The organism is Emticicia sp. 17c (genome assembly GCF_037153985.1).
Lineage (GTDB): Bacteria > Bacteroidota > Bacteroidia > Cytophagales > Spirosomataceae > Emticicia.
On sequence record NZ_JBBAYI010000008.1, the window covers coordinates 85,048 to 98,618 of the forward strand.

Annotated in this window: 14 protein-coding genes; 3 read left to right on the top strand and 11 right to left on the bottom strand. The window is 43.6% G+C overall.

The window, feature by feature from the left end:
- Nucleotides 1-294: 294 nt before the first annotated feature.
- Nucleotides 295-1,122 carry a hypothetical protein gene (locus tag WAA15_RS15910; protein WP_337043791.1) on the top strand — a complete coding sequence of 276 codons (828 nt, stop codon included), beginning with the start codon at nucleotides 295-297 and terminating at the stop codon, nucleotides 1,120-1,122.
- A 209-nt stretch (nucleotides 1,123-1,331) separates the two neighbouring features.
- On the opposite strand, the gene WAA15_RS15915 is transcribed toward WAA15_RS15910, so the two are convergent.
- Together WAA15_RS15915 and WAA15_RS15920 are read right to left on the bottom strand one after the other, a co-directional pair.
- Nucleotides 1,332-2,420, bottom strand: coding sequence for a PD-(D/E)XK nuclease family protein (locus WAA15_RS15915; RefSeq protein WP_337043792.1), 1,089 nt, complete (start codon nucleotides 2,418-2,420; stop codon nucleotides 1,332-1,334).
- A gap of 317 nt (nucleotides 2,421-2,737) precedes the next feature.
- Nucleotides 2,738-3,277, bottom strand: a complete 540-nt coding sequence (locus WAA15_RS15920) for a YciE/YciF ferroxidase family protein (protein ID WP_337043793.1) — start codon at nucleotides 3,275-3,277, stop codon at nucleotides 2,738-2,740.
- Nucleotides 3,278-3,510: 233 nt separating this feature from the next.
- Here WAA15_RS15920 and WAA15_RS15925 point away from each other — a divergent pair, with 233 nt between their 5' ends.
- Nucleotides 3,511-3,753 carry a DUF6766 family protein gene (locus WAA15_RS15925; protein ID WP_337043794.1) on the top strand — a complete coding sequence of 81 codons (243 nt, stop codon included), beginning with the start codon at nucleotides 3,511-3,513 and terminating at the stop codon, nucleotides 3,751-3,753.
- A 152-nt stretch (nucleotides 3,754-3,905) separates the two neighbouring features.
- Here WAA15_RS15925 and WAA15_RS15930 read toward each other — a convergent pair whose 3' ends face one another.
- From WAA15_RS15930 to WAA15_RS15960, 7 genes are all read right to left on the bottom strand, one after another.
- Complete coding sequence (locus WAA15_RS15930; RefSeq protein WP_337043795.1) at nucleotides 3,906-4,445, bottom strand: hypothetical protein; 540 nt, start codon at nucleotides 4,443-4,445, stop codon at nucleotides 3,906-3,908.
- 87 nt (nucleotides 4,446-4,532) lie between these two features.
- Nucleotides 4,533-4,727: a hypothetical protein gene (locus WAA15_RS15935; RefSeq protein ID WP_337043796.1), complete on the bottom strand. Its 195-nt coding sequence runs from the start codon at nucleotides 4,725-4,727 to the stop codon at nucleotides 4,533-4,535.
- Nucleotides 4,728-4,791: 64 nt separating this feature from the next.
- Nucleotides 4,792-5,451 (bottom strand): hypothetical protein, encoded by a 660-nt coding sequence (locus WAA15_RS15940; protein ID WP_337043797.1) that lies wholly within the window; start codon nucleotides 5,449-5,451, stop codon nucleotides 4,792-4,794.
- Nucleotides 5,452-5,593: 142 nt separating this feature from the next.
- Complete coding sequence (locus tag WAA15_RS15945; RefSeq protein WP_337043798.1) at nucleotides 5,594-6,541, bottom strand: hypothetical protein; 948 nt, start codon at nucleotides 6,539-6,541, stop codon at nucleotides 5,594-5,596.
- Nucleotides 6,542-6,779: 238 nt separating this feature from the next.
- Complete coding sequence (locus tag WAA15_RS15950) at nucleotides 6,780-8,351, bottom strand: SBBP repeat-containing protein (protein WP_337043799.1); 1,572 nt, start codon at nucleotides 8,349-8,351, stop codon at nucleotides 6,780-6,782.
- 291 nt (nucleotides 8,352-8,642) lie between these two features.
- The gene (locus WAA15_RS15955) at nucleotides 8,643-9,041 is read right to left on the bottom strand and encodes a hypothetical protein (protein ID WP_337043800.1); all 399 of its coding nucleotides are present in this window, start codon (nucleotides 9,039-9,041) and stop codon (nucleotides 8,643-8,645) included.
- A gap of 68 nt (nucleotides 9,042-9,109) precedes the next feature.
- Nucleotides 9,110-10,090, bottom strand: a complete 981-nt coding sequence (locus WAA15_RS15960) for a J domain-containing protein (RefSeq protein WP_337043801.1) — start codon at nucleotides 10,088-10,090, stop codon at nucleotides 9,110-9,112.
- 241 nt (nucleotides 10,091-10,331) lie between these two features.
- On the opposite strand from WAA15_RS15960, the gene WAA15_RS15965 reads away from it, so the two are divergent.
- Nucleotides 10,332-11,144, top strand: a complete 813-nt coding sequence (locus tag WAA15_RS15965; RefSeq protein WP_337043802.1) for an SDR family NAD(P)-dependent oxidoreductase — start codon at nucleotides 10,332-10,334, stop codon at nucleotides 11,142-11,144.
- Between the two features lie 89 nt (nucleotides 11,145-11,233).
- On the opposite strand, the gene WAA15_RS15970 is transcribed toward WAA15_RS15965, so the two are convergent.
- Both WAA15_RS15970 and WAA15_RS15975 read right to left on the bottom strand, forming a co-directional pair.
- Entirely contained in the window at nucleotides 11,234-11,557 is a 324-nt protein-coding gene (locus WAA15_RS15970) for a LytTR family DNA-binding domain-containing protein (RefSeq protein WP_337043803.1), read from the bottom strand.
- Nucleotides 11,558-12,010: 453 nt separating this feature from the next.
- Entirely contained in the window at nucleotides 12,011-13,570 is a 1,560-nt protein-coding gene (locus WAA15_RS15975) for a DHA2 family efflux MFS transporter permease subunit (RefSeq protein ID WP_337043804.1), read from the bottom strand.
- Between the last annotated feature and the right edge of the window lies 1 nt (nucleotide 13,571).

Consider the following 13,571-nt stretch of genomic DNA (forward strand, 5'->3'; position numbering starts at 1 on the left):
TGTGTTGTCAGCTCAATAAAATCTTTTGTGCAAAGAACCTTCTGCGGGCTAGCAAAATCAAGCGATTTTTATTTAACGGCTATACATGTTAACAAGTAGATTGGTGCATTTTTGCAGTGTACGAAGCGGCTAACCACATTGTTAACAAGGTTGAGTTTAACGGCATGAAAGATGAAAAAAAACTGTCAGCGAGGTTTTCGGAATATCAGAAATTATAGCTTATTTTGAAAACATAATGTACTTATAATGGCTACCAAGTACTGAATAACTGTGACAACTGCCAAACAATAAAATATGGAAACTGTAAGCGTTGAAGAGGCCCTGCGTAAAGGGCAGCGTATGGTAGACTACCCCACCAAAGGCATTCTGATAATAGGGGGTGCTATTGATTATTATCTGATTTCTGCAAGGCTAATTGATGGGTTTGGGATTCTGTTAGCCATAATACTTCCTTTTTTGGTGGCGTGGCTTTGGTGGAGTGTGATGGTTACCAAATGGCGGCTATGGGCTTTTAAAAATGTGCGTAATGTACACCGATTGGAAAGAGAGGCCGTACGACTCAGTCTGATTTGGCCGCGGGGAAGTTTTTTTGAGAAAACAGAGATACGTACAGCGACCGAAGAGGTAAAATGGGCCGACCTCCAACAGAAATTTCTGAAAGATGATGTCTTTACGGATGACCTGAGTGTGCCGCAGGAAACAAGGGTCTATATATCTAAAATGCAAAAGAGGCTTGAATTCGGGCTGGGTGTACTGGTACTTGCAGTAGGGTTGTTTTTTTGTGTTCTGCGGGAAGATTATGTAATGGGGCCATTTTTTGTGTTAGTGGGCTTACTGATAACCTACATCGGATACAGGGGAATGATAAACCGCAAGCCGCAGATTATTATCAACGAAAACGGAATACAAACGGCTTCAGCTCCGTTTACCGACTGGCGGGAGGTCTACAATGAAGAAGCATACACCGATGCGTCAGGCAAAAACAGCCGGAATTATTTGTCGTATAATTGCCCTAGTGGTCTGGTAAAAATAGAAATAAGCGACTTGGACATTGCTCGTAAAACCCTTAGCCATTTATTGATAGTTTATCGGGGGCGAAGCAAGCAACGCAAGGGCATCTGATAAAGGCGGTAATAAGAATATATAGCCCAATAACTGGCGTGGCACTGAGCTTTTCAGGGGTTTGTTGATAGCAGGGCTTAAGTCTGGAGAATTGCCTGAATCGTCCAATCTTCAGAGTAATTCTATTGAATGAATTAACCTTGCTTTCGCCACATGATTATACCACAATACATTCTTTGGAGTGCGTAAAAATATCGGTACTATTCTGGCTAATTACTGTTTTTTGTATGGTTAAGTTTTTGTAATGCTGTGATGAGTGGTTGCCAAATTTCTTTGATAGATTGGATAAAGTTTATTTCAAAATCTGGTTTATTAATTTCATATTCTTTGTAGAATATAGAAGTCCAGTCTTTACTATTATTTTTCTCTTTGGCTACCTTTAAGCGGCCATTGTATTCATTTACAAGCTCACTAAAAATTCCATTGGTAGCCTTATGCCATTCTTCATACCAATATTCACTTCCCGCAATCCAAATATTGATAAGAAGTTTATTAGTATTTTCATCATTGAAAAATACATATCCATACAAAGGTGTACCTTGTATTTTAAAGTTCATGGACGCTTTTCTTTCAATAGTTACTTTAATTTGTTTCCCAAGAGTGCTTCTTATGATAGAGCTAACTTGTTGGAGATAACTTGATTTTACTTCATTCACAAGCCTAAACAAGTTGATTATTTGTTCATTATTATCTGATAGAAAAGTCAGTTTTTCTGTTAGATTTTCCACAATGTCGTATTGTTGTTTTAGTATTTCAATGAAAGTTTTATAATTTTCTGACTGTCTAATGTTTATTTTAGGAGCCAATAATTCAAACCTTTTTTCAATAATCTGAAATAGTTGTTGATGGGTGCTTACCTGCCATTCTCCAATGCTTTCATAATACTTCACTACTGAAATAATCAGGTATTTTCCAGTTTTTTCATTATCATAAGATTCATATATTTCCAAATTATTGTATATATCCGCAAAGAGCTTATTCTCAATTAATATTAAGTTTGAAGCATCTCTAACGATGATGTCAATATATTTTTTTTTGTGGTGTACTTCTCTCTTGATACTGATTGTATTAAGGTCAAAATCTGTTTTCAAATCTAAGAGTTCTCTAAGGGAATCAAGAAATAAACTCTTCAACCCATGAGACTCATGCGGGTTAAGAAAGTAAGCATATAAATTACTGATGGTTAGTTCTTTTACTCCTTTTCCAATGGTTAAAATATTGGGTTCTGGTAGAGTATTTATTTCTTTTAGTAATGGGTTTTCTATTAGATTTCTGAATGTGGTGTCGTATTCTGTCATTAGCAAAGGTGTTTTTTAAGGGTGTTCTATGTTTATCAAATAGTTACAAACATATTTAATAATATTTGATAAATCTGAAAAATTTATCAATGAAGTATTGTAAGTGTCTGAAAATGAATATATTATGTAGGTATTGATAAGGTAATGTTATTGTGTTATACCTACCTCTTAAGCTGATTGATAATCAAAAAAAATAAGCCTTGCGTGGGCAAGGCTTATGGGGGTGCATCTGTATTGTATGGATTTCTTAATCAGGGGGAATATCTGTTCCCATGATTTACATAGGCGGGATGGCTGCTCACTCATTCGCACACAGCTTATTCCTGTGCTGCTTCTTCGTTAATGTGTGACTCCGCCAAATCTGTCAGTTTCTTATCGGCTGCTCCTTCTTCATCAAGAATAGTTTGCAGTACTTCGGCCACTTCATGATACCCAAGTATACGGGCTACACTTCTGAGGCTACCATAAGAGCCAATCTCGTAATGCTCAACTTTTTGTGCGGCCATAATTAAACCGCAGTCCCGTACGAAGGTGCCTTTGTCGGTTGATTCGATTACTTCTTCGCCCTCTTTTATGAGGCCCTCCATAGCCGGACAATGCTTGGCTTGTGCCTTGTGGTCGATGAGGTCAAAGACCTTTTCGAGCTTGCTTACATGGCCTTCGGTTTCGGTCAGGTGCTGCTCAAAGGCACTGCGGAGGTCGTCAGAGGTAGCTGCTTTAGCCATTTTTGGCAATGCTTTTACCAGATGTTTTTCGGCCCAGTAAATGTCTTTCAGGCCATCCACAAAGAGTTCTTGCAGTTTTTCGCTTTCCTGCCCGGCAATTGCTCCCCAAAAGCTGTTGTTTGAATCTTTCATGGTATTAATAGTTAAAGATAAAAAAAGAAAAGTTTCGTTGCTTAGGCAAAAAAAGTTGTGCCATAGGTATATACCCATGTTTAGTTGTGGAATTGTATAGACAAAACTACTCAAAGTGGTTGCCTGTTGCCACACCTTAGAAAGCCAGCGCAATTTTTTCCTCACTTTTGCGTGGTCTGATATTTTAGTTGATTTTTTATAAAAGCCAGAGTCTGGCAAAGCAGTTAGGAATCATGAAAAAGGTATCATTCTTAAAGAAAAACGGACTTTCGTTGGCCTTAGCAGGTTTGTTTCTGGTTTTCTGGGGTGGGCAATCCGTTACAGGCTGGTACGTATATAATAAAGAGTTAAAAGGTGATTTAATTCCTAATATGGTGCAATTAAAAGAGCAATTTGCGTTAACTGCCATGGGGTTTATTTCGTATTTAATTCCTAATATGGTGCAATTAAAAGGCGTTCATGTAGGGGTGAGGTAAAAAACAGCCCAGAGGGGTCGTCGGATGTGTAATGGTACGATTTTATCTGCCCTCCGATAATTCCTCTGCCATGTTCCTGTCCGGTTGCGGTTACTTAGCCTGATTTTTTTGCTCCTGATAAACGCCTATACGCTTGTGTATGTATGCAACCATCAGGATTTGCCGTATTTGCTCAACTGAATAAATTCTATGAATTGCAGATGTTCGTCGAAATAAAAGTTTTTTCTTGTTAAAATAGTATTGCCGAGGCTGTCTTCAAACGAGTATCGGATATAAACCTTGAAATACGGTGTAAATATGCTGTTTTTGCCCTGTACGGGCTTATTGTAAAACTGTGCCATACAGCCTAAATCCTGAAAACTGGTAGGTTTGTCGAGCGATTTTATCACAAGCAGCTGAGTTAAAAGTCGGGCATCGGTCAGCATGGCGGCTTCTTCAACAAGGTGTTCTTTGCGTTTTAATCGTTTTTGGTTGGCAGCCGAACTGTTTACCTGAAAACTCTTTTTGGTTCGTTCTGATAAACTGTATCGTACTACGGCAAAAACCAGCAGGCTTGCCAGTAAGAGTCCGACAAATATTATTCCGAGATGTTTCAGGCTGTACTCTTTTGTGTAGGTAGCCAGCCTGCCAGAGGGGCGGTTGTGGTTATCCGGCTCCGGCCATGATGTTCTGTTAGGTACTTCGGTATTCAATGTTTTGTTGTTCGTTAGTCATCAGTCATCCTTAGCATAATAGCAACAAAGGTATATTGTTAGCTAGGTTTTTGTGCTTGGGTGGCGTTATTTCTCCAGCCTTCGGCGCAGAAAAATCAGTAAAGCCAGCAATGCGCCTAGCACCACCGTATAAATGCCATAGGTGATTTCCTTGTTTCGCGGAGGCGTATAGCCACTACCATACAGGCTCATCCAGAAAAACAGGGTTATGGTTAATAAAAGAATAAGAATGATTTTTATTATACGAATAACGATTTTCATGTGCATTAATTCTAAGCCGGAAACAAAAAACATCGGAGCAGATGCTTAATTCTGAATCAAAGTTCTAATTAAAATTCCAGTTAAAGAAAGGAAACTTCCTTTTTTCGTTTATGTTCCAGAGGCCTATCTGTATTCCTTTCAGTTTTAATGTTTTGGTAAACAAGCCCATCTGCAAACCTCTAATTTTTTTTGAAACGCTGAACACTCCTAACTGTATGCCACGTGTTTGCATGGTTTCGTTCAGGACTCCGATAGATACCCCATTCACAACCCCGTTTAAATTTAAGAGAATAGCTATTGAAAAACCGTTTAGTTTGGCGGTAAATGTATTGGCTCCGCTAAGGTTAACACCACTGACGCTTACATCATGCCCGGCTATGCCTCCGGGCGATACCACCACACCATGTATTTTATATACCGATTTGTCGAAGGCTTTAATGGCCGAATCGAGCTTTATGGGGTCCAGATAAAACTCATCTTTTTCCTCAAAGATAGGGTCGCTTGGAACCAGAGGCAAGATAATACCGATGCCGGGAAGCTCGATACACAGGCCGTTGATACGGGAAAACTTAACATCATGAGAGGAGTTTACGGCTAGCCCTACGGCTATTCCGTTGATTTCTTTATTAATAGCAGGCAAAAGAGATACTGTAAATTTTTTGGTTTGTGCTATGGCTCCATTAAAAGCCAGTAGGCACAGTATAGCCACGGGTAATTTTTTCATCACAGAAAGTGCTTAGCTTCCATTAAAACGTAAAAAACTTATTATACGTATATTGGCTATTGGATAAAGTAATTTTGTTCTTCTTTAAATTAAGCCATGCTGTTGTTTCCTGACAAAAACAACGGCATGGCTTAGTACAGGCTTATTGCTGTTCAAAAACATAGAAATTGCTCTCGCCGCCTTTGAGCATTCCCCACATTTCGGTTACATAGTCAAATTTCCTGACAGCCCCGTTCTTTTTGTCGAAAACTACCTTGAACGACTCGCTGCTTTTGGGCTGAAATGCTTCCAGTTGCTCATCAAAACTTTTTCTGACATCGGGTGTCATGTTCATTTTATCCCAACCCGCTTTGGTGCTTTGATTGAAATACTTTTTGTAATCAGGCTCCGATACCCTCGATATCAGGCTTACCTGCACGGCATCGCCCGCAATAGCCGAAGCCTTCATTTCAATGCTTTTAGGCAAGGTAATGGTTTTGGTGGCATCGAGTATGTAATCCTGAAAAACTTCGGTTGTATCTTTTTTGTAGTCGGCCTCGGCAGGTAGCAGACCAAATGCCTTGAAGAAAACCTGTATTTCAGGCACATGGGCTTCAAAGTAATCGGCAAAAGTGCCACCCAGAGCCATCATTGAATTGGCGCTTTCTATACACATCTGGCTGCCGTTCTTTTTGGCTTCCTGTGCATAAAACGTTGTGAATTTCTTTTTAATATCGGCCTTGTTAAGCCAGCTTACGTATTTGCCTTTGGCATTTAATTTTAGCTGGATAGGCGTTTGTAAAAGAAACTTCTTGAACGTAACGGCACATTCTTCTTCAAGGGTGTCGGTATAGAAAGTAGTATAGCTGGTGTATTTCCATTCAACGGTGTAGCCCGGTTTTCCTTCGGGGTTTACGGCCAGTACTTTTAGCTGAAAGCCTTTTGTTGTGTATACATCACCACCGGTAATGCCACCCAAATCGCGCTGGTCAAGTTTATATTTCCAGGTGTCGCCAAGTTTCCATTTAACAGGGGCTTCAATAGTTTGCGCAAATGCGTAGCCAGACAGCACGGTGAATATCACCAGCAGTAAAATTGATTGTTTTTTCATGATAGTTGAATTTAGCCCGATATCTGTACACAGATTAATAATAGTCAGCAGCATAAACAGACATCCGGCGGATATTGATTAAGTTAATGTATGAATGCTTAGGGAAGGGTTTTATCAGAAGCCAGCCAGCGCATTTGTGTACAAAGATGCTTATTTAAACCATAAAAACGAATAACAGGGCAATAAAAAGGGGGATATGTTGCGCATATCCCCTCATAAACAAGTGCATAAGTTAAGATTATAAACGTTTTTCAAGAATACTCCAGTGAATAACGTCTGTGGTACCTGCCGAGGTAAGGCTGTGCGTACCAATGGTTAAAGAACCTGCAAAATAACCAACAATATGCAGCACGCCTTTGGTATCCAAGAAAGTACCGAAGCCTTCCGAATAAGCCGAATTACTGGTTGGGGCTTTTGCCGACAGCAGGTTGCCTTCATAATTATATTTGGCGTAGTAAATCTTTTTTTCTGAGTTGCCGTTCGAGGCCAGCACCTGTGGGCCTATAATAGAGTTGGCTTTGTAATAACCCGTTACGTAAATATTACCCTCGGTATCGCCAACCACGCCGTGGCCTTCGTTGTCGGCTCCGCTTGTAATGGAGTTTGCCCATGCCACATCGAACAGGGGCGTAAGTTTAATGAGGCACATATTGCGCGCCCCCGACGACGTAAGCGCCATGCTGCCTAAACTCATGCTGCTACTGGCAAACCAGCCGCTGAATATCACGCCGCCGTCGGCGAGCGACCCACCCATATTAAAAACCTTGTTTATGTAGGTCAGGTCTCCGGCTTCATCGTCGGCAGTTCCGCCTAATACCAGTTTTCGGGTAAAGCCTAAAGCGGTGCTGTACTTAGCCAGAAAAATATCTTTCCCGCCGTTTGAGGTCGAATTTGAGGTGCCAATACTGGCAGTACCCTGAAAAGTACCGCAGATGTAGACAGAAGTTCCGTCGAAAATAATAGATTTGCCGGAGTCGTCGGCGGTGCCTCCGCCACCGATAGCCGCCGATAAAGTACCCGACGAGGTCGAGAATTTGGCAATGAAGAAATCGCTTCCGCCAGCCGATGTAAGCGAACTGCCCAGATAGGCACTGCCGTTAAAATACCCCGTAATGTAGCCGTTTCCGTTGTTGTCAAGCACAATGTCGTTGGCGGCGTCGGTCAGTGTGCCGCCTGCGTTCGACACCCACGACACATTGCCGCTGGGGTCGTACTTAATAATAAATACATCGTAAGAGTTGGTGTTGGAGCTAATGTTGCCGTACCCCTCAAAGGTGGCCGTGCCTTTGAAGGCTCCGGTTACATACGCATACCCGAGGTTATCGACCGTGACGGACATCCCGACATCAAAGTAAGACGGCCCCCCTATGCGCCGCACCCATAGCACCTCGCCGGCGGCGTTACATTTAGCCACGAAGGCATCGCCCCCGCCGTAAGAAACTACCTGTATATTACCAAAAATGGCCGTACCCGTAAAATAACCCGTAATGTAGGCATTGCCGCTGGCATCAACGGCTACCGAATAGGCGAGGTCGTCGGTTGGGCCACCCATTTGCTGAATTTTATCGGGTAATTGGGTATCTTCCGAAGTCAGGAAATACACCCATTTGTTGCCGTTATAAAAACGCATACAGTTATAGGTGGTATCAACGGCGAGGTCGCCCACTTTGGGGCTGGAAATATCCAGAATGGCTTTGTACGAAAGCCGCGGAACAAGAGGCGTAATGCCCCCCGGCACAATGCTGACATTCTGGGCAAGGGTATTAATAAAAACAAACGACAGAAGAAGTAAAGGTATCAGTTTTTTCATCTTTAGAAAAGGGAACAAGTCTTGTAATATTGGTCAGTTCCAACAAATATAAAGTACGAAAAGCGATGTAGAGATTAAAATAAAAAATTATTTACTAAATGGCTGAAACTACTGGTTTACAGGTGGTTTGGGCTATAAAACAAGGCCAGGGAATGCTTTGCTACCGCCCAAAAACAAAAAACCTCATTAACCAACAGGCAAGCGTTCTGTAAAAATCTTTTTCTACTGCCGAGAGAAAAAACGCTTACCTGCTGGCACGAGGTCTTTCTTGTACAGAAAAGCCGTCAGGGTTTATCTGTTGAAATCTTTATTAGGAGCTTTGTCGCCCGGATTAATATTCTGGTCTGAATCATGCTGAGACTCCATGTCTCGGTCGGGCGAGGCATCTGCTCTGTCGCGTTCACTATTGCCCGAATAATCGGCCTGATGGTTAACGGCATCGTCGGCATCTACGTCATACTCTTGGCCGCCTTGCCCCCGATACTCCGATTCTCCCTGCTGCCCGCCAGTATTGTTATTTTGTTGTGCCTGCTGGCTGCCTGTTTGCTGGCTGCCCTGCTGTTGGTTGGGCGTATTACTGGCCTGCTGTTGTTGGGCAGGGTTATTCTGTGACGACTCCTTTTTGGTATTTGGTTCGCCAAAAGGCAATTGGTCGTCTTCTCGTCTGGGTGTATTTTCAATCGTTTGCATAGTTTTAACTAGTTTAATGTGGTACATAACTAGCTTAAAAATATGTGCCAGCCTTAGGGCGGTGTTGTTTAGGATTGTTCTTTTACACGGCTCAGGTAGGTATACATTTCGCCCAGATGAAACAGTTGGTCGTTGGTAAATTCAGCACGGTTCAGGTGTATCAGTTCCTGAATGTACCAGTCGGCAAAATTGGCGTAGTAGGCTTGCTTTTTCTCTACGCGCCGCACGACTCTATGCCCAAAAATGAGTATGAAAGGCTGATACAATACAAACACTACTACATAGAAAATACGCGCCAGTAGTTTTGGGAAACCAAAGATAAAATGCCATACCGACCCCACTCTGTACACAAAATTATTGAAGAAGTTAATGTTAAAATTGGTTACCTTCACCATGAGGTCGGAGACGGCCGGCGGAAGCCAGAAGCGCGACATGGGCAGAATCAGGGCAAGGCACACGAGGGTCTGGAACAGGGCATAAACAAACAGGGCAAACGTTACGATATTTTGCACCGTTGGGCCTCCTACAAAACCAATAAAAAGCCCCGCAAGTAGTAGTATAAAGCCTATATAGCCCGAAAAGAAATAGCTTACTACGGCATAGTAGGGTACTTCTTGTTTCAGGTCTTCGTTCATGAGGTCTTTGATGGTGTCGCCTTCCGACAGCACCACGGTTTCTTCGGTATACATGAATTTCCGTTTTTTGACCTCCTCAAAAACCGACCGCAGCGTTGCCTGCATTTCAGGCACTTGTTCCCACAGAATTTCCTCGCTGCTCTTCTGGGCTTGTTTGGGTTGCCCCTTGTAGGCCGACTGCGGGTTGTGGTAACTGCCATTCATGAACGACTGAAGCACGGCAATGGCTTCATCGATGAGCTTGAAGTTTTCTTCATATTCCTGCACTTTCTCGGCCGATGGCTGCATTCCGGCAATGGTGTCGGGGTGCCAGCGTCTTTTAGCTTTTTTGGCAATGGCTTTGAGGTCTTCGGGTTTCACCTCGCTGGGGTTGTTTACCTCCAGTATGTCGAGGGCTTTATCAAGGTTTATCATAAGGCTTTATTGGGTTATTGTTACAGTTTTTTATAAAAAGAGGTTTATGAAACGTTTTTCCGAAACATTTTTTTATCGGCTCGTTATTGGGTTTATGTTTGTTTCGGCCATATAGGTTAGTGGTTACGCCGCTTTTTTTCCCCGCCGTGCGGGCATTGCTGATTTTCTGCCACAACATTGGGGCAATGGGCCGCTGGGCTGTTTTTTTCGCCCCAGAAGCGTACATCAATCGCATAAAACAATGAGCAAAAAAAAGCAACAGCCCTACGTACTTATTACGGGTGGTACAAGTGGTATCGGATACGAACTGGCCAGACTACTGGCTAAAGATGGCTATAACCTGCTGATTGTTGCCCGCGGACAACAGGACCTCGACCGTGCCGCACACGAGATAAAGTCGGCGTATCAGGTTGAGGTACTTACGTTAGCCAAAGACCTTTTCAGGCGAAAAGCCGCCTTTGAGGTATACGACTTCGTGAAACAGCAGGGTATAAGGGTCGATATTCTGGTAAATGATGCCGGACAAGGCCAGTACGGAGAATTTATTAATACTGACCTCGCTCGTGAAATTGACATCATCGAACTGAATATCATTAGCTTGGTTACGCTTACGAAACTGTTTCTGATTGAGATGGTAGGCCGTAAAAATGGCCGAATCCTGAATCTGGCTTCAATAGCCAGCAAAGTGCCGGGGCCGTTTCAGTCGGTATACCATGGCACCAAAGCCTTTGTGCATTCGTTTACGGAAGCCATTCGGGCCGAGGTGAAAGAAAGCGGTGTAACGGTTACGTCGTTGCTGCCGGGTGCTACGGCTACCGATTTTTTCCGTAAGGCCGATATGCTCCAGTCGAAAATAGTACAGGATGTAAACAAACTGGCCGACCCCGCCGACGTAGCCATGGATGGCTATAATGCCCTGATGAACGGCGACGACATGGTGGTGTCAGGACTAAAAAACAAAATGCAGGTAGCCATGAGCAACCTTATGCCCGATGAAATTGCCACCCAAAATATGTATAAACAGCAAGAACCCAGAGAGGGCGTAATTAAATAAATCAGTAGCTCCGCTATGCTAATACCTGTTTACTGGCATAACACCAGCAAACAGGTGGCGGGGTTTGGCTATAATGTAGAACTTTACTCTCAGGCTGCGCGTTTGCTTTTCATCATCCGGCGTATGGTGGCGGCTTTGCGGCGGGCAATAGCGAGCGAACGTTTGTTAGCCATTTCGAGTTCGTACCTGCTGTTTACGCTGGCTATGTAGTCGAGGTTAACAAGGTACGATTTATGGATACGACAAAAACGGAACTCTTTTACCCGTTGTTCGACCTGTTTCAGCGAGATAGCTACTATTTCGCTATGTGTCAGGTAGTGTATCAGCGTATAGTTGATATTAGCTTCAAAAAAGATAACTTCCGAGGGAGCTACAATTGTTCGGACACTAAGGTTTACATTCTCATTCTCCATAATTAATAGCAATTTACAGGGTTAAAAACTAAGAGGTTATGTCTGGCACCTGTCAGGCTTTTGGCCGTTAACAGATGGTTTTTAGCAAAATTTGTTATTAATTCAGTTGTGTCTGGAAAGGTTACATCAATTCTGAAAAAATTTCAAAGATTTTTTTTTGGTTACCATAACACCTTATCGAAGGTCAAAAAACACGGGTAGGGTTGAAGCGCAAACATACCAGATGTGTAGAGGGAATGAGCGGCAAAAGCGGGGTGGTAGCAGCCTTGACATATAAGGCGCGGGGGCTGGCCTCTGCAATCATAGCTGCCCTAGCGGGTTAGGTTGCGCATGGGTTGGTTGTGGGGCAATGCACACCATACAGGAATTGAGTATGGCTTTTGCATAAAAAAAGACACAACAAAATGCTGTGCCTTTTTTACCAAACCTATTATTATTCAATTAAACTACTTACTATTCCATGGCCATTTCTGTATGGGCTGGCGCTTCGATTTTCTTCCCTATAAACAATAACAACAAAGGCAAACACACCAGAAAAAACGCGCCTATCACCAGAAACGTGTCGGCGTAGGTTAATACCAATGCCTGTTTTACAACGGTTCCCTGCATGAGCTTATAGGCTTTTTCGGTGGCTGTTACCATTGCGTCTCCTTTCGACATAAACAACCCCACAAACTGCTTCATGCGCTCAACCGAAATTGGGTTATAGGCCGTAATGTTGTCGCTCAGGCGATTAGTATGAAATACGGTACGGGTCGATATATACGTAGTCATGATGGCCGTGCCGAACGTACCGCCCAACTGCCGAACCATGCTCGAAAGGGCTGACCCCTGCGCCATTTTGGCGGGTTCGAGGTCGGCCACGGTAATGGTCATGAGCGGAATAAAAATCAGCCCCATACCTATACCGCGTATCATGAGCGGCCAGAAGAAATCGTCAGGCCCTGTGGAAAGGCTCAGCCCCGACAGATAGTAACAGAATGCCACAAAGAGCGCAAAGCCAATGGCCGAGTACCAGATGGGCGACATCAGGTTTTTACGCATCACTACGCCCACAATAAGCATCATAAACCCTGTTACGATAGACCCGGGCATGAGCAACAACCCCGTTTGGCTGGCTGTAAAGCCCAGAATGGTCTGGCAGAAAACCGGAATAATAAACACCGATGCAAACAAACCAAACCCCAGAATAAAGTTAAACAGGTTGGCTACCGCAAAACGGCGGTTGGCCAGCAAACGGATGTCCAGAATCGGGATATGCGCAATGATTTGTCGCCAGATAAACCCAATCAGCCCCACCACCGCAATAAGGGTCATGACGATAATAAAGCCCGACTCGAACCAGTCTTTTTCGTGGCCTTTTTCCAGAATAATCTGTAAGCCTCCTACACCCATCACCAGTAATACCAGTGCCAGCCAGTCCATCTTGCCCACAGGCACGGGGTCGGTGGGTTCTTTGATGTAACTGAATGTCAGGAAAGTAGCCAGTATCCCGAACGGAATATTGATGTAAAACACCCAACTCCACGAAAGGTGGTCGGTTATATACCCGCCCAGCGTAGGCCCGATAGAAGGCCCGATGATAACGCCCATCCCGAAAATGGCATTGGCAAGGCCGAGGTCTTCTTTCGGGAAGGTCTGAATCAGAATGGCCTGTGCGGTGGTAAGTAAACCGCCGCCGCCAATACCCTGCACTACCCGAAAAAACACCAGTTCCCAGACATTGGTCGAAAGCCCGCAAAATATGGAGGCTATCGTAAACACAATGATTGAGGCCGCAAAGTAATTACGGCGACCGAGCTTGGCACTTAACCAGCCCGACATCGTAATCATGATGGCACTGGCGGCGGCATAGCCCGTTACAACCCAACTGATGTCGCCCAGCGATGCCCCCAGATTCCCCATCATCTGATTCAACGTTACGTTTACAATCGACGAGTCAATGGTTTGCAGCAAGGCGGCTGTGGTAACAGTCAGTACTATTATCCATTTATCAAATCCTAACTTCAACATG

Coding starts and splice junctions, on each gene's coding strand:
- WAA15_RS15910 (WP_337043791.1), top strand. CDS start 295: ATGGAAACTGTAAGCGTTGAAGAGGCCCTGCGTAAAGGGCAGCGTATG.
- WAA15_RS15915 (WP_337043792.1), bottom strand. CDS start 2,420: ATGACAGAATACGACACCACATTCAGAAATCTAATAGAAAACCCATTA.
- WAA15_RS15920 (WP_337043793.1), bottom strand. CDS start 3,277: ATGAAAGATTCAAACAACAGCTTTTGGGGAGCAATTGCCGGGCAGGAA.
- WAA15_RS15925 (WP_337043794.1), top strand. CDS start 3,511: ATGAAAAAGGTATCATTCTTAAAGAAAAACGGACTTTCGTTGGCCTTA.
- WAA15_RS15935 (WP_337043796.1), bottom strand. CDS start 4,727: ATGAAAATCGTTATTCGTATAATAAAAATCATTCTTATTCTTTTATTA.
- WAA15_RS15940 (WP_337043797.1), bottom strand. CDS start 5,451: ATGAAAAAATTACCCGTGGCTATACTGTGCCTACTGGCTTTTAATGGA.
- WAA15_RS15945 (WP_337043798.1), bottom strand. CDS start 6,541: ATGAAAAAACAATCAATTTTACTGCTGGTGATATTCACCGTGCTGTCT.
- WAA15_RS15950 (WP_337043799.1), bottom strand. CDS start 8,351: ATGAAAAAACTGATACCTTTACTTCTTCTGTCGTTTGTTTTTATTAAT.
- WAA15_RS15955 (WP_337043800.1), bottom strand. CDS start 9,041: ATGCAAACGATTGAAAATACACCCAGACGAGAAGACGACCAATTGCCT.
- WAA15_RS15960 (WP_337043801.1), bottom strand. CDS start 10,090: ATGATAAACCTTGATAAAGCCCTCGACATACTGGAGGTAAACAACCCC.
- WAA15_RS15965 (WP_337043802.1), top strand. CDS start 10,332: ATGAGCAAAAAAAAGCAACAGCCCTACGTACTTATTACGGGTGGTACA.
- WAA15_RS15970 (WP_337043803.1), bottom strand. CDS start 11,557: ATGGAGAATGAGAATGTAAACCTTAGTGTCCGAACAATTGTAGCTCCC.
- WAA15_RS15975 (WP_337043804.1), bottom strand. CDS start 13,570: ATGTTGAAGTTAGGATTTGATAAATGGATAATAGTACTGACTGTTACC.